Raw genomic sequence first — 20965 nt, 5'->3', positions numbered from 1 at the left:
TCTAGAAGTCTGTTGACAGGCTGCAAGTAAAAGTGGATTTGTCCCTTTTGCGGTGTTTTTTTACACAGAATCCAGGGTGTTTCAACCCCTGGAGATGTCAAACCAACATTTTCCTAATCATGGCCTAGCGTGGAGTGAGGACAGTGAAACAGCAAATTCAATTTAGTAGTGGACTGTTAGGTGGGGTAGCTGCGGTAATCATCGCCCAGACACCAGCTTTTGCAGTTACACAAATTACCCAAGTCCAGTTAAATTCAGCAGAAGGGGGCATGAACATTGTCCTAGTGACAAACAATGGCGATCGCCCCGAAGTTTTCTCAGTTAATAGAGATAACTCTTTCGTTGCAGACATAATTAATGCTCAACTTAGGATTCCCGAAGGCAACAAATTTCGGAAAGATAGTCCAGCACCTGGCATAAAATATGTAGAAGTAATGCAGGTAGATGCCAACAGTGTGCGGGTAGTCATCCAAGGTACAGAAGTTGCTCCCAGAGGCAGAATTATCCAAGGGGGGGGGCGAGGAATTATTCTGAGCGCTGCTGCAGGGTCAGGAGAAGTAGCTCAGGCATCCACACCTAAACCTAATAGTTTTCCCCCACCCTCAGAAGCATCTGAACCTGCCCCCCCACCTGTACAACCAGAACCTACTGTAGTACCTCCAAGAGAAACCACCAGCTCCCAAGAATCAAAGGTATTATTACCAGATTCTGAGCTCACAGGAGACGGTTTCCCCACCTTACCAGGACAACCATCCCCCAGTGAAGTTCCTCCTTTTCAACCACGAGCAATAGCACCACCAGTAGGTGACATAGCAATATCCAATATTAACCCCTCAGTAGAAGTTATAGATTTAGGCACACAAGAAAGAATACCTCGTTTAGTTTTGCGAGATGCTCCAGTCAGAGATGTTTTAGCTTTACTAGCTAGAGCTGCCGGGTTGAATGTAGCCTTCAGTTCAGGTGGGGAAGAAGAAACTGGACCTAGTATTTCCCTAGATATTGAAAATGAGTCTGTTCAAGATGTTTTTAACTATGTTCTACGTCTAAGTGGGTTGCAGGCCAACCGAGTAGGGAATACAGTATTTGTGGGGCAAGAATTACCAGCAGAAGCCAGAAATGTTGTAGTCCGTTCTTTCCGCTTAAACCAAGTTACTGCCCAAGCTGCTGCGGGTTTCTTAGTTAGTATGGGAGCTGAAAGTGCAGTTGTGACAAGTCAGCCAGTAACTCAGGTAAATACAGTTAATATTCCTGGAACTAATCAGGCAATTACAAATACAGAAACAATTGAAAGAACAGTTATTCAGCCTCTACGCTACGACCCCCAAGATGCTCCTCCGTTGTTAAAAGGTTTACAGGTAGTAACTGATAGCCGACTTAATAGTGTTACTTTAGTAGGTCCACCACAACAAGTAGAGATTGCTGCAGCCCAATTGGTACAGCTAGATTTGCGACAAAGGCAAGTAGCTGTAAACGTAAAGGTTATAGATATTAACTTATCAGCAGAGGAAAACCTTAATAGTAGTTTCTCCTTTGGGGTTAATGACAGTTTCTTTATTAACGATAATGGGGCAGCATCTCTAAACTTTGGTAGTCTTCAACCTGCTAGTATTACACAACAGAATGCTACTAACCCTCTTTCCCGCCCTGTCACTGGTAACCCAATTTTGGGAGACCCATTCTTTGATAGCCAACGTACATTTGAAGTTCCAGGAACTGGTATCCCTAACCTTAATCAGGGTAGAGGAACTTTCCTCAGACCTATAGCTCCCACCACAAGTGAACCGACAAGAGTTGGTATTGATGATTATGAACCATCAGAAATAGATGTTGATAATGATGGGGTAATAGATGTGGAATTAGGAGAGGCAGAATTTGGCTTATTCCCTCAAATTTTGTATCCAAGGCGATTTCTCGGTCAATTAAGGGCTACTGTGAGGACTGGTAATGCCAAGATTCTCACCGATCCAACTTTAGTGGTTCAAGAAGGAGAAATAGCTAGTGTCAGACTTGTAGAAAATATTGTCAGAAGTATTGACAGTAATTTTACAGATGATGGAGGTACGAGTCGAGAAACTAGAACTGTTAGGTTTGAAGATGTAGGTTTAACCCTAGCTATACAGGTAGAGAGAATAGACGATAATGGTTTTGTGACTGTAACAGTAAATCCAGAAGTAAGCTTTATTTCAAACAGGGTGCCAACAGACGCTGATAATCAAAGTGAATTTGGTACAGAAATTGCCAGGCGTCGGGTAGAATCCGGTAGAATTCGCCTGCGGGATGGACAAACTCTGATTATTTCTGGCATTATTCAAGAGCAAGAAAGAACAATCATAGATAAAGTGCCTATTTTGGGAGATTTACCCATCATTGGTTCCCTCTTCCGCAGCAGCCAAAATGACAATCAACGAGCAGAGACAATTGTCCTACTAACACCTCAAATATTGGATGATGGCGATCGCTCTTCTTGGGGTTATCGATTTAATCCTAGTCCAGATGCTTTGCAAATGATGGAAAGGGGTCAACCAAGGCCACGCTAAAGTTAAATTTAAGGGTTGACTAACTATTATCTATTTGCTCACATATATTCACATAAGCTTCTATATGTATGCCAAGATAGGATTATGGGTTATGTTCCACCCCAGAAAGCCTTAGAAATACTTGGCTTGCATCCTAACACACTACGCAAATATGCAGATGAAGGCAAAATCGAAATCATTAATAACGAAGCCAGGCAAAGATTGTATAACACACAATCTTACATCAGAGGTGCAACTAGAACTACCCTTATTTGCTACTGCCGAGTCTCATCAGCAAAACAAAAAGATGACCTCAATAGACAAGTTGAGTTCATGCAAAACCAGTACCCAGAAGCAGAAGTTATCAAAGACATTGGCAGTGGACTCAACTTCAAACGAAAAGGTCTTAGAGCCATACTGGACAGACTCTTGCGAGGGGATAAGCTCACAATTATTGTTACCTGTAGGGACAGACTTACCAGATTTGGATTCGAGCTTATACAGTATTTGGTCGAACAAAACGGTGGAAAAATCCTGGTTCAAGGGCAAACTATATATTGTCCAGAATCAGAAATGGTCGCCGATGTTCTCTCCATCATCCACATATTCTCCTGTAGAGTCCACGGACTTAGAAAGTACAAGCAAAAAATCAAAGAAGATTCGGATTTACCTAAATAGTGAACAAAGACAACTACTCAGACAATGGATAGGTGTGGCTAGGTTTACCTATAACCGAACCGTTGAATACCTTCAGCAACCTGATACCAAGGCTAATTGGAAAGCAATCAAGGGTGGGATTTTGAAGAATTTACCTGAGTGGTCTAAACCTGTTCCTTACCAGATAAAATCTATTGCTGTTCGTGATGCTTGTATAGCAGTCAGAGAAGCAAAAGTTAAGTATTCTCAAACAGGACAGGTACAGCAGGTAAAATTCAAATCTCGTAAAAATCCTATTCAGTCTTGCTACATACCTAAATCGGCAGTATCAACAAAAGGTATTTACCACACTAAGCTTGGGTTACTCAAATTTTCTGAGCTATTACCTGAGACTTTTGGAGATTGCAGAATAGTTGTTGCTCGAGGACAATATTACCTTTGCTTGCCAGTTGATGCACCAAAACATCCGGCTGAAAATCAAGGCCGGGTTGTAGCATTAGACCCTGGAGTGAGAAACTTCTTAACGCTATTTTCAGAAAATAGTTTTGGTTGGATAGGTTCTGGCGATATTGGCAAAATTCAGAGACTTTGTTATCACTTAGATGATTTGATTTCTAGGCTGACTCAAGCTAAATCTAAAACCAAGCAGCGTATGAAAAAAGCAGCTAATCGAATGAGGTCAAAAATTAGAAACTTGATAGATGAGTTGCACCACAAAACAGCTTTATTTTTGGTTCAAAACTTTGATGTAATTCTGCTGCCAACTTTTGAAGTTTCTCAGATGACAACCAAATCAAGCAGAAAACTCAGAAGTAAATCAGTGAGACAAATGTTGAACTGGGCACACTATAGGTTTGAGCTTTTCTTAAAGCATAAAGCTGTTGAATACAACAAAGTCGTTGTAGATGTAAGTGAAGCCTACACTAGCAAAACCGTTAGCTGGACTGGTGAAATCCTCAACAATTTAGGTGGCAAAAAAGTTGTGACTGGTAACGATGGTTTTCGCCTTGATCGCGACTTAAACGGAGCGCGTGGAATTTTGATCAAAAGCGTGGTAGAAAAATTTTCTACCACATTGGGAGATACCCCCTCAGTAAGTTAATCTTACTGTGCATTGTTAACAATTGTTAGCAAAATAGTATCGGATGGTGTATATTTATCAGTTTGAACCATCCCAATTTTGTTGATTGAAAAACCTTCGTCTTACATTACCTTCAATAGGTTGGGTGCGTCTTGCCAAACCATTACCTGTAACAGCAATACATAATTGTGTGATTTCTCGTACTGCCGATCAATGGTTTATAGCTATTATAGCGGTTTTCAAATAGATAGACTACAGTGGCCAAAGCATTCTCCTACTCCCTACTCCATACTCCCTACTCCCGCGCACCAACAGAATTTTGTAGTCTACTTAAATGAAAAGCGCTGTAAATATGAAGTTGAGAAACCAAGTATTGAAGCACAAAGACCTACAATTGGTGTCGATATTGGAATTAAGGAATTAGCCGTTTGCTCTAACGGTAAGGTGTTTAAAAATCCAAAAACTTATAGACCCATGAGTAAGTGTTTAAAACACCTACAGTGTCAAGTGAGCAAGAAAGTGAACGCTGCCAAAAATATTCTCAAGAAAGCACTATGTACGGTGGGGCACACCGGAACCTACCGGGAGATTGGCCTTTTGGCTGAGTTGGAGAAATCCTGCTAGGTGATGTTGAGTCAGTGTTCGCGCAGCGTTGCGTCAGCGAACCAAGAATCCCCGCATTTTTAGACTGGGGAGTATCAATCTGAATACTATATAGCAATTCCCATAAACAGTGAGATACAAAATTCGTTTGTTTGAGGCAGTAGGGAGCACTAGATAACTATAATTTACTTCCTAAAAATGAAAATTCTGTACCGACCAATATTAGTACTTTTGCCAGACTACTTATTCTTAAAAATGGTGTTGGTTGTAATTATTTGATTACGAATTATCCGTATTCACACTTAACTAAAAGCTTCTGCATTTACAGGGTTTCAGTAAACTTATCATCAAAAAATCTACTGAACTCTTAGATTCTTCATCAAATCTTTACATAAATTCAAATAATTCCAGAGTAAAATTAATAGTTAGAGTATAATCTAATTTTTATACTTAATTTAGCTTATAAAGGTTAGTTATGGATAGGACTAAGATTGTAATAAGCAAAAGTTATAAACTAGAGTGAGTATTACAAACTTTAATCTGTATTTCAGATTTAACCTAATTCATAACGCATATTTTTAGGTAAATACGGACATTGAGCATATTTTTATATGAGTTAAATTTACTATCATAATCTCAAAAATATTGGTCTAACAAATCTGTTCAAAATTGCAATTTAATTCTTATTGAAATATCTATTCTACTAAGACAGATATAATCATCAATTCTTACAAAAATATACTTTATTGAAGGGCAAGTTAAATTAGCTTATAATTAATTATCAGAGGGGATTTTCAAGAATGTTAAATTATAATTTAAAATCTTTATCAACTAATAATAATCATAAATCTGCCAAACAAGAACAGCGACTTTATCAGCATTTACAAGATTTAGCTCGTCAACAAGACCCCGAAGAGTTAATTGGTAATTTTAGGGCTCTATTTATTGATGCTTCTGGATATTTTATCCCTGAAATATGGCAGGTAATGGAAACAATTATTCATGCCGATCCTGATGAAGAAGAATTTCATAATATTCTCAATAGAAGTTGCTATATATTAATTAACTTTTGGTTACAAAACCCACAACTGCAAAAATCAATTCCAGAATTAGTAAGTATATTCCAGGTAAAACCAAATAACCTGCCCTCTTGTTGGACTTCTAAACGTTTACGCACTTTAATTCGCAGTTTTACTGAGACTGAAAAATATGTTGCCTTACAACGTTTAGCTAAGATGTTTATCAGGGAAACTCAAGAAAATACAAAAATTGCAGATCGGAAGTTAGAAAAATTAATTGATCGATATCCATATCTATATGAACATTGTTTTTTCAATGATGAGAGTACTGATCAAGAGCAACAAGAAATTAAAATGATTGGAAGAAGACAACAGCAAAAATATGAAATAGATTTGTCTAAATATATCACTTATCAAAGGTTGCCCAGGAAAAACAATTCTATTGAAAATCCTACTTTAATGAAAGACGAAGAATTAAATGAAGTAGTTAAGTATTTTACCAAAAAAGTTCATGGTCGCCAAACATTACGAGACCAAGCTCAACAGTTTCAAACTTATTGTGATTTTACTTGTTCTTATGGTACTTTTAAAGATGGGCTATATGAATACTTAACTGATACAATCGATCCTGGTTATAGTAAATGTCAATTTAATCGCAAATTATATGATAAATTACAAAATACTTGGTCTGATAATAATACTCAAAAACCCAATGATTCTCTAATTTTAGGTACTTGCAAAAAAATGTTAGATTTTCTAGTTGTTGAGAGTCTTGAGCAACCAAAACATTTTGTTTTTTATGACCTGATTAATAATCTTGGAGCGACAATAGTGATTGGTATGTTCTTGAAGATTGTACTATTTTGTCACCAAGCTAAACCTTATTTAGAACAAAAATTTTCTATTCTTTTTAATCATTATCAAGGAGCTACCACTGGTAAAGTTTGGTGGTTAGTGAAGTCCATGGAAACTCTTAATGTTGCTTTTAGCACTAACTTAGTAGGGATAAATCTATGGTGTTTTTAACTATTGATTCGGCGTTGCACAGTGACGAATGATTACGAGAATTGAGGAATTTGCCGATGTTTCAAATCATAGATCAGCAAGGGAATTGATCTGTACCAGTTTCATGTCTGTTATGAAGACTACCGTGCTGCTGCCTCTATTGACTTAGAGCATGATGAAGCAGATATTGACACGAAAATACAGTGTCCGTTATTGGTATTGTGGGGAGAGAAGGGAGTCATATCAAATCCGGTAGCATCGGTGTAATTAGATTGGGGGATGGGGAGATGGGACCCACCCCTCGCCCCTCCCCCTCCCAGGAGGGGAATGTGGGGAGATGGGGAGATCGAGAAATATTTGGTAATGGTTGAAGATGAAACATTTTTTTATACCGAATTAAACGGATTTGATATCATGGGAAAACTTTATGATGTTTTGGAAACCTGGCGAGAAATAGTGATAGAAGGTTTGTTGCAAGGTCAAGGTTTGAAGTGCGGTCATTTTATGCTGGAGGAAGTGCCAGATGAAGTAACTCAGGCGTTGCTTGATTTTTTTAGAGGATAATTACAGGGGAGCTATGAAAATTGTACCCGACTCAAATATAATTTTGGGTAGGGTGATCGCCCTACCCTATAGTCAGTTATTAGCTAGTAGGTTGGGTTGAGGAAAGAAAACCAACACGGGCGTTATTATTATTGGGTTTCCTACGTCAACCCAACCTACAGGAATGACAAATATTCAATTCGCTTCTTTAAAAATTAGATAAATGAAGCAGTTTGACCCCACTCTCCAGTAAATACAAAAGAATTTATCGGTTTACGACTGCGGGGAGAAAGTTCCCTCTCTCGTAAAGACTCAGGCAAAATATCGGGTTCTCCTGGATAACCAATAGCTATAGCTGCTACTGGTTCATATTCTGCTGAAATTTTATATAATTCCCGTGCTTTATCAACATCAAAACCTCCCATTTGATGAACTCTCAAACCCATTTCTGTTGCTTGAAAAGTTAAGCTGGCAACTGCTAAACCTACATCGTGAAAAGCGTGTCTATTTGGTTGATTATTTCTGTCAAAAGAAAGTTTCGCAACGGATAACATTAATACAGGAGCAAGACCTGCCCAAGGTTGATTTCCTTCTACAATACAACTAAAAAGACGGTCGTATTCAGTGGGGTTTTCTTTAGTAGCAATTATGAAACTCCAAGGTTGTTCATTGAAACAAGAAGGAGACCATCTTGCTGCTTCTAGAAGTGAAAGTAATACTTCTGAGGAAACCATTTTGTCAGCAAAAGCTAAAGAACTCCAACGTTGTTTTAATAACTCATTAATTGGATATTGATTTTTTGCAGGTTTTTCCATTTTTTGAATTTTTAATAACTACTTGAGGTATCTCAATAATATCAAAATTTGTTGCTGCTTATATCATCTTTAGTTGAATATTACATTTTAGAGGGAGGAAGGAAGAGAGCAGAAGTAAAGTAGTGGCATGACCACCTAAAATGTTACAAAAGTAGGGGCGGGTTCCAGGTTAAATTAATGGGGGTGACAAATGATTAGATAAACCAGCCCCCGCACCAATAATAACTGAGCAAATTAACTGTTTCGGTCTAGTATTAGGGTCGGGTTCCACGTTAAATTAATGGGGGTGACAAATGATTTAGATAAACCAGCCCCCGCACCAATAATAACTGAGCAAATTAACTGTTTCGGTCTAGTATTAGGGTCTGGTTCCGCGTTAAATTAATGGGGTGACAAATGATGAGATAAACTTGCCCCCGTACCAATAATAACTGAGCAAATTAACTGTTTCGGTCTAGTATTAGGGTCTGGTTCCGCGTTAAATTAATGGGGTGACAAATGATGAGATAAACTCGCCCCCGCACCAATAATAACTGAGCAAATTAACTGTTTCGGTCTAGTAGTAAGATTTAAAGGTAGTAGCTCGTCTAAACTAAAATTGTGAGTAAAACCCAACGCTAAAATCCCCCCCAACCCCCCTTTCCAAGGGGGGAGAGGTCTATATTTTCTAAAATTTAACCACATTTTCAAGCTAGGCGAGCTAGTAGAATGAGGTAAAATTTGGTTTTAATTTTCAGGGAAAAGCTAATCTTTATATTACTAAAGAATAAAAGAATGAACGGACAGTTAGAAAAATATATTGTTTTAATTAACAGTGCTAGTGATAAATCTCTCAAAGCAGATATTATTGGTACTAGATTTGCTTTTTATCAAGAAGAAAATTACACTTATTTGCTGACTTGCGCTCATGTTGTTGAGGATGTGGGTGGTGAGGAAAATGTATTGGTAAATAATATTTCCGCAGAAGTTGTGGCAATAGGAGATACTCAGGGTTTTGATTTGGCAGTTTTGCGAGTCAAAGAACTTTTGTCTGTTCTTCCTTTAGGATTAATGATTTTACTTGGAGAGCTAGAAATAAGTTTAAAAATTTCAATTCCTGGTTATTTTCTTTGGTTTGCGACAAAAACTCGATATGGTTGACTTTTGAGAGAAAAGTTTAAAGCTGTGCTGAAGTTGAGAGATATCTGGTGATGATTTGGAGTACCGTCAGTTATGGGAATAATTTCAGCATTGATATATTCGTGTCGTTGTTGTGAGTTAATTTCAAAGTTTAAATATTCTGTGGGGGTATAGTTTTTTTGTTGTTGAATTTGCATAGTTTTCAGTTTTTAGCGATCGCTTGAATCATTTTATTGATAGTTCTGCATAGTAATGTTAGATAGGAACAACCAATGCTTACAGCGGTTTTCATTTCGGTAGACCACAGTAGGGGCGAATGGCCATTTGCTAGCGCAAAGCTGCCCCTAACGCCCTTACAAGATTTTGGTAGTGATGTGAGGTCATCAATCTGAAAAGTGCTGTAAAGTACGGACATCCTGTCCACGAGTACGGGAGCAAGATGCTCCCACTGTCGTGCTTCCTAACAAAAATAATTACAATGCAGCACTATTCCTATTTTTTATTGTTTAAGATTTTCAGAACTTAGGCAAAACCAATATATCTAGGGCGAACGGCCGTTTGCTTGCACATACTTCGTAACGTCCCTACTTTATTCACACTCCCATTTTTCGGCGAATAAAACTCTCTACAGATTCCATTTTCATCTCAAATATTCTCTCTAAATTCTCAATTTCTTCTGGAGTGCAGAAAAATTCATTTGCCAATAATACTCTTAAAGTACCTAGACTTTTTTGTAACTCAGAATTAAACAATCCCACAGTATTTCGTAATCCATCAAATACAAATAAAGGCGGATTAATAACTATCGGTTCCCGGTTAAAAATTCTACTAAATATTTGAGAAATTTCTCCTCTAGAAATAATTTCTGGTCCGCCCACAGGCAAAATTTGATTACAAGCAGCTTCGACAAAAACAGAATCCACAGCAATTTTTGCCAAATCATCTGTACTAACTATTGAAGTGCGATTTTTGTCATCTCCAATAAGTAGATAAATTCCTGTATCTTTAAATCTTTCTGCCAGTGGTAATAAATTAGAAGCAAAACCAGAAGGTTGCAAAATGGTATAATTCAAACCACTCGCTTTGAGATATTTTTCTACCTCTCTTTTTGCTTTAAAAGTAGGTGAATCTTCATATCCTCTTTCTGCTCCTAAGACGGAGATAAATACAAAATGTTTAACACCAACTTTCACCGCAGAATCTATTAGTTCAATATTAGCTCGGTAGTCAATTGCTTGAACATCATTCGCCCCACCATGGGCACTAATAATATATTCAATTCCTTGACAAGCTTTTTCAATATCCTTGTCTATTTTTAAGTCGCCTATGAATATTTCAGCTCCACGATTTTCTAATTCAGAATAAGAATAATTTAGTCTAGCAAAAGCACGGACTAATATTTCTCTTTCTCTCAAGATTCTGATAATTCTCCGCCCTAAGTCTCCGGTTGCTCCTGTTACTAAAAACATAATTATTTTTTGTTAGTTATTAATAGTTCAATTGAAAAATTTACCAAATAAAAACTGTCATTTCAGTTATCAGCGCGGACACTAAATCGAGTGAGGGCGTTAGCGGAGCTTGACGTTAGTCAATGCCATTCGCCCCTACAAATGGTGGTTTAAAAGTCAATTTGCGTAAGTCCTGAACTTTTGACTTTTGACTTTTTTAAATTCTTACTTTTAACTTTTAACTTTTGACTTTTTTTAAATTCTTACTTTTGACTTTTGACTTTTGACTTTTGACTTTATTTTGACTTTTGACTTTTGACTTTTCTTCTTTCAAAATTCCACAATAACTGGTGTATGGTCGCTAGGTTTTGGTAATTGTCTTGGAGACTTGTCAATTATACAACTTGTGGCTTTTTGAGAAAGGGGCAAACTCAGATAATGATGGTCAATACGCCAACCACGGTTACGGCGAAAACCTGCTGCTCTATAGTCCCACCAACTGTAGTGACCTCCTTCCCTGGTAAACTGGCGAAAAGCATCTACTAATCCTAATTTGAGAATTTCCTGTAAAGCTTGGCGTTCCGCATCGGATAATCCCACAGAATTTTTACAACCTTCTGGATCGTGAATATCTCGGTCTTCTGGGACAATATTAAAATCTCCACAAATACACAAGTTGGGTGATTTGTCAATAACAATTTTGATATATTCTTGCAAAAGTTTCAACCAATGAAGTTTATAATCATATTTTTCACTGCCAACACTAGCACCATTAGGAACATAAAGATTCAGAATACAAACATCATTTACTACCCCAGTAATTAACCGTTTTTGTATGTCAAAATCTCCCACTTTATCCTCACCTAAAATAGGTGCAAACCCACTACTAACATCTTGCATTGGGGAAAGACTAAAAATTGCGACACCATTATAAGATTTTTGACCATAAATATAAGTATGATAGCCTAATTCTTCAAAGGGCGATCGCGGAAAATCTTGGTCAATAACTTTGGTTTCTTGTAAGCAGAGAACATCCACAGGATTTGTTTGTAACCATTCTATAACTTGTTGTTGACGAGTACGAATTGAATTGACGTTCCAAGTAACTATTTTCATAAGAAGGGAATAGGGAATAGGGAATAGGGAATAGGGAATAGGGAATAGGGAAGAAGGAAGTTATACCATTTCTCAAAAATTTTTCTACGTTTTATTTAGTAGGAGACCAACCCCTAACCCCTCCCAGGAGGGGAAGTAGGGACGTTGCATGCAACGTCCCTACAGGGAGAAGTAAACATAATAATAATTAATTATAACTAGCTAATAATTATCAAAAAGGTGATTCTGTCTGTCTTAATTATTTAACAATTGAAGTGCTGCTTAAGTATAGCATTACTTTTGGTAATTGGTATTAGAAACATTAAGGGATGCCATTCTTTTTCATAATTATTATATAGCAATCAGGTCATATCATGTCTGGATAATTAGTTATAAAAAAAACTTTCTCCTTTTCCTCCTCTTTATTCTTTCTTCTTCTTTCTTCCCTCCTGACTCCTGACTCCTGACTCCTGACTCCTGATTTCTAAATAAATCGCCCAAATTGCCATTGCTCTGAGATAATGACTAGCTCGAAAAGTTCCATCAGCAGTAATAGCTTCTGGGGTACGAAATTGTAAACCATTTTCATAAATTTGCCGCACCACCGCTTCAGTTATTTCCAAAGCTTTATCCTTCATTCCCATTTGCACCATAAAAGCAGCTAAACCAAAATTAATTCCAGTCCAAACTTCTAATGGATGGGTAGCATCAGGATTTTCTGGAGAACCATCAGGTAATACTCCATTCACTGCTCCAAATTTGCCATTATGAAACTTTTTAAAACAAGAATTATAGACAGTATTCAAGGCAGATAAAGCACATTCATTAGGTACAATATCCGGCAATTTTAGTAATCTAGCATAAAATTGACCGCATAATTGGTCTGCCATTACCACTTCCGAATTACTATCACTATCCAAACGATAAAATTCCCCATTCCATAACTTTTCTTGATAAACAACTAATCCTTTTTCTAACCAACTTTGATAAACAGAAATTTGATTATTAATAGCATCCACAGAATTTTTATCGACCTCAGACTGAAAACCTTGAGGTGGATAATAAGGAATTTCCCTCGGATGCTCAATTAAAACTTTCCCAATAGCGATCGCTGCCTCCAATGCAGCTAACCATAACCCACCACAATAAGCACTCACCCCCCGCAACTGCCAATCATCAAAGGTTTGGTCTGGCGCTCCCTCATTTTCAGGAATACCATCACCATCCTTGTCAAAAGCCTTAAGATATGCTAGTGTCTCCACTACAGCAGACCAACATTCCCAGAGAAACTCGTAATCATCTGCACCAGTCAACAGAAAATCCCGATAAACCTGCAACACAAAATCACTAGACAAATCCTTCCATTGATTGCAGTCCTGATAACTGGTATAATTAGTCTTTTCCCAAGGATGCTCATTGGGTGCACCCAAATCGTGGGGAGTTGCTCCAGCCTTTTTTCTAACTGCCGATGCTTGATTGTAACCAATAATTCTCGGTGTATCATCCGCAGTTGAAATCGCCCGTGCAAAAGCGAGCAACACCGACTTTTCCAAATCCGGCCACAACATCAACAGAGCAAAAGAACCATATAATCTCACATCCAAACTCTCATACCAACGATAATCCAAACATTCCAGGACAGCAAACTGACCTTTAGGATCGCGATCATCCGCAGCACTCCAGAGAGTCCCCCCACTGGTGAGGTCGTAAAGTTCGTTAAACAAAGCCATCTTAAACCAACCAGGCAAATCTTCCCGTTGCAAAATCGGGTTTTGCCAAGTCTCAATATTCTCGCGCCAAATCTGATAGTGTTTCATCGCAGTGCGAATTATTGACCAGGCGTTTTTCCCATTGCGACCATAAAAATCTGTATAACGGCGATAATATGAAACTCCAGCGCTAAATTCAGTCAAGGGCAAATCCCAAGCTAAGAAAAAAGGAATTTTCCGAGTTTTCCCCGGTCTGAGAGTAAAACGAACAGACATAGCTACCCCAATTTGTTCTTCCTCTGTTGCGGGTAGTTCATTGTACTCATCTATGAGTGTGCCATCCATGGCAAAGTAGCGCCAGACTTCTTCCCCATTGCTCGCAGGATTCCAGCGTGTATGATAGTTAACTTCCACAGCAGCATTAGTAAAAGTTCCGATCGCCATTTGACCTTCCCCTTCTGCGGGGTCATCAGCAATGCTCAACTTAGTCATTATGCAACCGATACGATGGAAGTCTTCCACTAATAGATTAAAGTTGTCCGTACTTTCTCCCCACCGTGGTTTGTATTCATAAACTGGACTACCATCATCTCTAACTTGCACTTGTGGTATTTTCACAGAATTGGTAAACCAACCAATGGTATTTTGCCAAGTGAACATAATACTCAGAGTGATGGGTTCATCGGTGGGGTTGTGAGCGACCCATTCAAAGATGGCAACAGGGTAAGTGGTTTCTTGATAATTACCTGCCCAAATTGGGGAAAATTGTTCGCAGCTTAATTGTGCGGTAAATACATTTTCATAGACAAACCAACTGCGGGGATAAAGAGCATGATAAGTACCAGTATGTAATCCTGCTTTTTGTTTCGGATACCACTGCCAAGTTGAGAGACTGCCATCAGATGGTGGTTCGGTACATAGAGCATAAGCTTGTTTGTGGCCTTTTGTTTCTTCAAATATGCTAAATTGACAGGCAGGTAAATTTTGATAAATGTGTTCGCCGCCGTCGAGATGCCAGAGATTAAAATCCCCTCGTGGAGAGCGACCAATTGCACCTGCACCGAAACCACCGAGAGGCATTCCGTGCCAAGGACCGTCATCGAGGTTACTGCTATAGCGCACTGTGTAAGGGTTGTTCCAATCAAGACCAATGGGACGATTCCAGGTATAGGGGGGAATATTTGGAGTGAAACTTTGTTGATTCATAGGTTCTGAAGGTTGTAGGTTGTATATAAGAAAAGTTTATTTAAATAGCACTCAGCACTCAGCATTAGGACTTTTTTTACGTTTAGCAGGAGGTAAGCAACCCCTCCTAAACTAGCTATGCTTTATAAACATCTTTCTTAACATAAAACGTAGACATTATAGACAAGTTATGTGTAGGTCTTGGAGCATCTTTTTTAGGAGAAAAATATATTGAAAAATACATTGTTTTTGAGAACTGTAGACAAGATTTTTGCCCCCCACACTCCCCACACTCCCCACACTCCGCACACTCCGCACACTTCCCACCCTATCCACAAGGTTTTCAGGAGTTACTTATAACGGATAGCTAAACTAGGAGACGCTATAGTTGCCGGGGTTAACCCAAGTTAAAAAAGCTGAAGCGCTGTTTGCAGAGCATTCCGGCACGGAAAATGCTGATAGCTGATAGCTAGTTAACACCTATTATCTAAGAATTGAGCGATCGCTTCTGAAACTTCTTTACTTTTAACATCAAGTGTCATAACGTGGCCAGATTCATCAAACCAAATGGCTTCAAAACTCCCCTTAACTTGTTCTTCAATCAATTTTACGACTATAGAATTAACTAAAGGATCGTTATGGGAATGAACTACTAAAGTAGGGCAAGTAATCTTAGCAAGATATTGGCGAGAATGTAAAGCTATTCTCTGAAGTACCAGAGCTGCTTTAGAGTTTTCAAACAAATAATTAGGATTATAAAAGTTGTCAGTATTTTTAGGTATTGAGATATTTACCCAACTGAGTAAACCCATTAAAATTTCAGCTCTAAGTGGTAATTGAATTGCTGGTGCTGTCACAGTGCAAGCATCCACTAAACCTTCGCTTGCCATTGTCAAAGCGATCGCTCCACCCATAGAATGTCCGAAAATTCCGACAAAATCATAGTGTTTTCTAGCTTGAATAATTTCTTGACGTACTGCCTCAAACATTATGTCTTTAGTAATCTTAGAAAACTCTCTTCTTTGTTCTATAAAAAGAGAGTAACCATGACCGGGAAAAAGAGGTGCTACGACATCAATTCCAAGTTTTAAACACGCTCTTCCTATAGGACGAACTTCATAAGGAGTCGCAGTAAAACCATGTAAACAAATTACTACTGCATTTGCTTTATTTTGTTCATTTTTATAATGCCAAGGTCAACCGTCTGACCATAATTTGTTTTTATATTCTAATGGTATAGCTTCAAAACCAGAAAAATAAGGCGGGTCAATTAATAGCATTTGTCTTTACCTTTTGTTGAATATTTTATGGTTTAATCTGCGATCGCCAAAAAGTAAGATTTTTCCTTCTCTCCTTCTTGCTTCTTCCTTCTGCTATAAATAACTAATAGACATCTCCAGAAAAGATGGAGTAGGGAGTAGGGAGAAATAATTGATAATTTCTGTACGATAATTGATTTTGTTTTTTATTACTAGAGATGTCTAATGAATAAATTCTTGGCTAATACTAGAATACTGATTTATTGCCCGCTCAAAGAATTCATGTAGAGTTGCTATGTAGCTATCGCTATCTACTTGAGCAAGATTGTCATGTGCCGCATTTGGTATTAAGAGTAATTTTTTCGGTTCTGCTGCTGCTGCAAATAATCTTTGACTCATATCTACAGGTACGATTTCATCTTTTGTTCCATGAATAAATAAAACGGGCATTTCCAATAATTTTACTTTGTCAATGAAGTCAAATTTTTGGGTGACCAGTAAGTTGAGGGGAAATATTTGGATTCGACGTCTGTATTTAGCCATGTCTTTAATGGAAGTAAAACAACCTTCAGCAATTAATCCTGCTGCTTGTGGTTGTTGAAGGCAAAGATTAGCAGCGACCGCTCCTCCAAGAGAATATCCATAAATAAAAATTTCTTCTGGTGAAAAATTTTTTTCTTGAGTTAAATAATTCCAAGCTACCAATGCATCTTCATAAACAGTAGCTTCTGTGGGAAACCGTCCTTTACTGTTACCGTACCCCCGATAGTCAATCATAAATACCGAAAATCCCAACTGATATAGTTTAGCAACCCGCTCGAGATTGTAACTATTTTTCCGAGCTGCCATGTTACCTTTAGCACCATGTAGAAAGAGAATAACTCTAGAATTGCTATTAGTTTGAGGAATCCACCAACCAGATATTTTTTCTGTCTGTTTGTGAGAATTTGGAATTGACAACCAAACTTCTTGATATGGAAGATTAACAGTAGCAGGAGTTGCTAATACCGATGGTGCCGGTTCAAATATCAATCGGTTTTGCAGCAATCTTAGCAACATAAAAGCACCAGTGTAAATAGTTGCTAAACTTATTAATAGAAATTTCAAGAAAGTTTCAAAAATAGTCATTAGTTAAAAGTGAATTTCTGATTTACAATAGTATCAGCTATTAATAAAATAATTTTTCTAGAATTCTAGAAGTGGAATTTATCTAGATCCACCCCAAATTTTCGATATTATAATTTTGCCATAAACATAAATTTGATTGCTGCCCAGATAACGGGGGAAAAGTTATAGAGCCAGGAAAATCAAAACTGATTTTTAACTGTCTACTTTCTGCACAGTCTAATAACTAAGACTTGATTATTTTCTGTAGTTGTTTAACTGCACGAATTAGACGAATAAAATATGGCCTAACTAGATCTCTGTTTAAGTCTTGTAATTTATTTACTTGTCCTTGTAGTTCCTCAATTTTATTAGACATAGAAGCATAATTTGTTGATTGTAAATTATCTCCTAAATCCTGGTGTAAATCTGTAGTTAAATCTTTTAATGATTGTAATTCCTCATCAATATCTGAAAATTTAGTATTTATTGTGTCCCAGTCTTCTTTGGTAATTGTATTAAATTCAAAATCTGATTGATTTTGAGAAAAATTTATGGGATATTCTGGAGTTAATTCAGTAATTTTTTCTTGTGTTTTCTCTGAATACCGATCGACGGAATCAATATCTATTCTTAGTTCTTCTACCTCATTGTTAATATGTGTTTGTATTTTTTCTTCAAATCTTTTTCTATTAATTGAATTTAATATTAATGCCAATGTTATTGGAGGTGCAACAAACGAAATTTTTTCCCATACTAATGCAAAACCTGAACCAACAATTGAAGCCCCTAAAGCAGTATATTCTGCTATTTGTAGCCAATGAGGCTGACTTTGGGAATTATTTGAAACTATTGATGATGTTTCTGTGTCTTCCATAAATCAAGATCCCCATTGAATATGTTAGGTTTTATAGTCTAATAGTAGACAATACAATATTTAGGTAAAAATTTTATCATAAATTATCAGATAAAATTTTATTTTAACAAATCTTTATATTTATTTTAAGGTAGTTGAGTTGAATCAAACAAATAGTAATATAAGTAAAGGCTATTTTCTGTTTGATAGGAAGAAGCAATACTATCTCAACAGCCATAGCCCAATTTGATGAAGATGGAAAAGGAAAAAAAAGTGGGTATAAAAATTATTGAAAGCTTTGAAAGTAGTTTCACGTTAGAACAAAATGCTCAACAAATGTTATTCAAATTATTAACAAGTGAAAATTTTATTCAACAAATTACTTCACAATTACCATATGAAAAATTAGAATTTACTGAATTAATATTTCAACCAATTCCCTATAGTAAAGAAACACCTAAAGGAATGGCAAAAGAATTTGAGCAGTATCACGAATCCAGTGACTATATTATCATTAACGTTCCGCCCAACTTCATGTTTAAAGCTAAAATATTTCAACCAAGCCATCTCTGCGCCATCTATAAAATCACCAGAGATTAATCAACTTTTATCAATTCCGAATTAATTAACATTACCCTTGAACAGGAAAATCTCAAATAATGACTAATACCGAAATTCAAATACCAGAACTGTCAGAATTAGAATATTTACCTTATATTGATTCTCAAGGAAAATTACCAATTTCTTTACAAGGAAAAATTGGTGTTTATGGAATTTTTGATCGGGATAAAAAATTACTATTTGTAGGTTATTCTCGTGATATATATCAGAGTATTAAACAACACTTAGTCCGTCAACCTCATAGTTGCTATTGGCTAAAAGTACAAACTATTGAACCTCCGAATCGTACTATATTAGAAGGTATAAAAACTGCTTGGATTAATGAAAATGGGTCTTTACCTATAGGTAATGATGGCGCAGAAGCAAAGTGGAATCAGCCAATAGATGCTAAACAAGAAATGACAGAAGCAGAAGCAACACAATATCACGACCCATTAACTGATGAAGTTGCTAAAGAAAAACTCTTAAAAAATATATCTAGGCGAGTTGAAGCTAATATTTTAGAAATATTAAAAACTAGAGGTTTAGAAGAAAATATTCGCTTTAATCCCAAGCTAAAAACCAGCGGTTTATTAGATTTGAAATAATTGATACTATTGGGATAAATATTTGCTGCAAAGTAAGCATTCAGCAGGAAATGCTAAATGCTTACGAAAAATCTATATTGCTTCATAAGTAAAAATCTTTAATTTCAAGACCATAATGATTAAAACTATTTATTTCTTCTTCCTTGAAAAATGAAATGGATGGACGAATAAAAATTTCCCCAGATGATTATCAGAGCTGGTACAATATGGGAGTAAATTTTAGTAAATTGGGGAAGCATAAACAGGCTATTACTGCTTTCGATCAGGCAATAAAAATTAAACCAGATTACTATGAAGCCTGGAATAATCGAGGTAATTCCTTGAAATTAATAGGTAGATTCCAGTCAGCTTTAAATAACTTTAATCGTGCAATAGAGATTCAACCAAATTCTCATTTAGTTTGGTATAATCGAGGTAATTTACTCAATAATTTAGAACAATATCGAGAAGCGATAACTTCTTTTGAGAGAGCAATAAAAATCAAACCAGATCTATATCAAGCTTGGTACAATGTTGGAAATACTTGGAGTAGTTTAGGACATTATCGAGAAGCAATTGAAAATTACAAACAAGCAATAAAGTTTAAACCTAGTTTATACCAAGCTTGGCATAATCAAGGCAAGGCATTATTTGAATTAGGAAGGTATCAGGAAGCCTTGAATTCTTTTGAACAAGTCATTAAGCTTAAGCCTAATCATTATATAGCTTGGAATTTTCAAGGAAAAACTTTATTTTATTTGGGGAATACTAAAAGAGAAATTATTAGTTATGAGAAGGCAATAGATATAAAAGTAGACTATCAGGAAGCTTGGAATAATTTAGGTCAAGCTTTATCTAATTTAGGAAATTGGGTTGAGGCGATCGCTTGTTTTGACCAAGCCATAAAAATTCAGTCAGATTATTCTTTGGCTTACTATAATAAAGCTCGTTGTTATGCTTTACAGGATAAGCTATATTTAGCTATTGAAAATTTAGAACAAGCAATTAATTTAGGTGCTGGTCAACCATATCGAGAAATGGCAGAAGCTGATGCTGATTTTTTTAACATTAGCTCAAATCCTAACTTTAAAGCTTTAATTAAAGATGATTTAATTGATTAATTAGGGTTTGCTGAAAAAGTCTTTTAGTAAGGGTAGGAGACAGGAGACAGGAGACAACCCACCCCTCGCCCCTCCCCCTCCCAGGAGGGGAGAAATGGATCGGGAGCGGGGAGGTAGGAGTAAGAATTGTAAGAATGATTTTTCTGCCCAACTATGAGCCTAAAATACTAACTTTTTGAGCGTGAAGAGCTGAAAACCAGGCACTTTTTTCGACCCCAAAAAGACACTTGTCTTGATATGTGAATGCTTTTAGATTTAATCAGCAAACCCTAATTAGCTATTACCATTCAGCTATCAGCTAAAATCGAGGGGTATAATACCAGTTTGATAAATCTTTGCTACAAATATTTAGGTTACTGCTATTGAGTCAACCCACCCCTCGCCCCTCCCCCTCCCAGGAGGGAAATACAGGAGGATCAAGTCGTATGGGAATAGGTTTGATACCATTTTTTATGTAGTAATTTATCTTTTTCGTCCAATATAGCAATCCTAAATAAGTTGTGACAAATCAAAAAGTAGATAAAAAAACTGAAACTTCTACCTGTTCCCTGTTCCCTGTTCCCTGTTCCCTGTTCCCTAAAAGCGGTAAGATTTTTATACACAAATAAAATAGGACTGCTATAGATATTTCCTACAAATTATT

20 protein-coding genes and 1 pseudogene are annotated in these 20965 nt (G+C 36.8%); 13 read left to right on the top strand and 8 right to left on the bottom strand.

Features of this window, described 5'->3' with window-relative positions; all coding sequences use genetic code 11:
- The first annotated feature begins 143 nt into the window (after positions 1-143).
- From F6K06_RS03265 to F6K06_RS03235, 7 genes are all read left to right on the top strand, one after another.
- Entirely contained in the window at positions 144-2537 is a 2394-nt protein-coding gene (locus F6K06_RS03265) for a type IV pilus secretin family protein (protein WP_287242250.1), read from the top strand.
- A gap of 84 nt (positions 2538-2621) precedes the next feature.
- Positions 2622-3194, top strand: a complete 573-nt coding sequence (locus F6K06_RS03260; RefSeq protein ID WP_124142996.1) for an IS607 family transposase — start codon at positions 2622-2624, stop codon at positions 3192-3194.
- Positions 3100-4275, top strand: a complete 1176-nt coding sequence (locus F6K06_RS03255) for an RNA-guided endonuclease TnpB family protein (protein WP_124142995.1) — start codon at positions 3100-3102, stop codon at positions 4273-4275. Before F6K06_RS03260 ends, F6K06_RS03255 begins: the two co-directional genes overlap by 95 nt.
- A 192-nt stretch (positions 4276-4467) precedes the next feature.
- Entirely contained in the window at positions 4468-4878 is a 411-nt protein-coding gene (locus tag F6K06_RS03250; RefSeq protein ID WP_287242252.1) for a hypothetical protein, read from the top strand.
- Between the two features lie 779 nt (positions 4879-5657).
- Complete coding sequence (locus F6K06_RS03245) at positions 5658-6902, top strand: hypothetical protein (protein WP_124146826.1); 1245 nt, start codon at positions 5658-5660, stop codon at positions 6900-6902.
- Positions 6903-7084: 182 nt separating this feature from the next.
- Positions 7085-7252, top strand: a complete 168-nt coding sequence (locus tag F6K06_RS03240) for a hypothetical protein (protein ID WP_205127506.1) — start codon at positions 7085-7087, stop codon at positions 7250-7252.
- The gene (locus tag F6K06_RS03235) at positions 7245-7445 is read left to right on the top strand and encodes an alpha/beta fold hydrolase (RefSeq protein ID WP_124146825.1); all 201 of its coding nucleotides are present in this window, start codon (positions 7245-7247) and stop codon (positions 7443-7445) included. Before F6K06_RS03240 ends, F6K06_RS03235 begins: the two co-directional genes overlap by 8 nt.
- 194 nt (positions 7446-7639) lie before the next feature.
- Here F6K06_RS03235 and F6K06_RS03230 read toward each other — a convergent pair whose 3' ends face one another.
- Positions 7640-8239 carry a nitroreductase family protein gene (locus F6K06_RS03230; RefSeq protein ID WP_124146824.1) on the bottom strand — a complete coding sequence of 200 codons (600 nt, stop codon included), beginning with the start codon at positions 8237-8239 and terminating at the stop codon, positions 7640-7642.
- A gap of 774 nt (positions 8240-9013) precedes the next feature.
- Between F6K06_RS03230 and F6K06_RS03225 the strand changes: the two genes are divergently transcribed.
- Complete coding sequence (locus tag F6K06_RS03225) at positions 9014-9379, top strand: trypsin-like peptidase domain-containing protein (RefSeq protein WP_124146823.1); 366 nt, start codon at positions 9014-9016, stop codon at positions 9377-9379.
- Here F6K06_RS03225 and F6K06_RS03220 read toward each other — a convergent pair.
- The 7 genes and pseudogenes from F6K06_RS03220 to F6K06_RS03190 all read right to left on the bottom strand — a co-directional run bounded on the left by F6K06_RS03220 (position 9340) and on the right by F6K06_RS03190 (position 18035).
- Complete coding sequence (locus F6K06_RS03220) at positions 9340-9555, bottom strand: Uma2 family endonuclease (protein WP_124146822.1); 216 nt, start codon at positions 9553-9555, stop codon at positions 9340-9342. The genes F6K06_RS03225 and F6K06_RS03220 overlap by 40 nt on opposite strands.
- Before the next feature lie 396 nt (positions 9556-9951).
- Complete coding sequence (locus tag F6K06_RS03215; RefSeq protein ID WP_124146821.1) at positions 9952-10827, bottom strand: SDR family oxidoreductase; 876 nt, start codon at positions 10825-10827, stop codon at positions 9952-9954.
- A 309-nt stretch (positions 10828-11136) separates the two neighbouring features.
- Entirely contained in the window at positions 11137-11922 is a 786-nt protein-coding gene (gene xth, locus F6K06_RS03210; protein ID WP_287242258.1) for an exodeoxyribonuclease III, read from the bottom strand.
- A gap of 401 nt (positions 11923-12323) precedes the next feature.
- The gene (locus F6K06_RS03205) at positions 12324-14816 is read right to left on the bottom strand and encodes a GH116 family glycosyl hydrolase (protein WP_124155448.1); all 2493 of its coding nucleotides are present in this window, start codon (positions 14814-14816) and stop codon (positions 12324-12326) included.
- A gap of 452 nt (positions 14817-15268) precedes the next feature.
- Positions 15269-15952: pseudogene (locus F6K06_RS03200) on the bottom strand (alpha/beta hydrolase); the annotation flags it as partial.
- 324 nt (positions 15953-16276) lie between these two features.
- Entirely contained in the window at positions 16277-17182 is a 906-nt protein-coding gene (locus F6K06_RS03195; protein WP_287242260.1) for an alpha/beta hydrolase, read from the bottom strand.
- A 223-nt stretch (positions 17183-17405) separates the two neighbouring features.
- The gene (locus F6K06_RS03190) at positions 17406-18035 is read right to left on the bottom strand and encodes a hypothetical protein (RefSeq protein WP_287242261.1); all 630 of its coding nucleotides are present in this window, start codon (positions 18033-18035) and stop codon (positions 17406-17408) included.
- 234 nt (positions 18036-18269) lie between these two features.
- On the opposite strand from F6K06_RS03190, the gene F6K06_RS03185 reads away from it, so the two are divergent.
- The 5 genes from F6K06_RS03185 (at position 18270) to F6K06_RS03165 (ending at position 20780) form a co-directional block, all read left to right on the top strand.
- Positions 18270-18614 carry a hypothetical protein gene (locus tag F6K06_RS03185; RefSeq protein ID WP_375339411.1) on the top strand — a complete coding sequence of 115 codons (345 nt, stop codon included), beginning with the start codon at positions 18270-18272 and terminating at the stop codon, positions 18612-18614.
- A 59-nt stretch (positions 18615-18673) separates the two neighbouring features.
- Entirely contained in the window at positions 18674-19222 is a 549-nt protein-coding gene (locus F6K06_RS03180) for a GIY-YIG nuclease family protein (RefSeq protein ID WP_287242263.1), read from the top strand.
- Between the two features lie 155 nt (positions 19223-19377).
- Positions 19378-20322 (top strand): tetratricopeptide repeat protein, encoded by a 945-nt coding sequence (locus tag F6K06_RS03175; RefSeq protein ID WP_124146816.1) that lies wholly within the window; start codon positions 19378-19380, stop codon positions 20320-20322.
- Positions 20323-20329: 7 nt separating this feature from the next.
- Positions 20330-20479, top strand: a complete 150-nt coding sequence (locus F6K06_RS03170) for a hypothetical protein (RefSeq protein WP_161564670.1) — start codon at positions 20330-20332, stop codon at positions 20477-20479.
- 178 nt (positions 20480-20657) lie between these two features.
- Positions 20658-20780: a hypothetical protein gene (locus F6K06_RS03165; RefSeq protein WP_287288621.1), complete on the top strand. Its 123-nt coding sequence runs from the start codon at positions 20658-20660 to the stop codon at positions 20778-20780.
- Positions 20781-20965 lie beyond the last annotated feature (185 nt).

It is taken from the genome of Okeania sp. SIO1H4, from assembly GCF_010672695.1.
GTDB lineage: Bacteria > Cyanobacteriota > Cyanobacteriia > Cyanobacteriales > Microcoleaceae > Okeania > Okeania hirsuta.
This window is presented reverse-complemented; position numbering and strand designations above follow the sequence as displayed.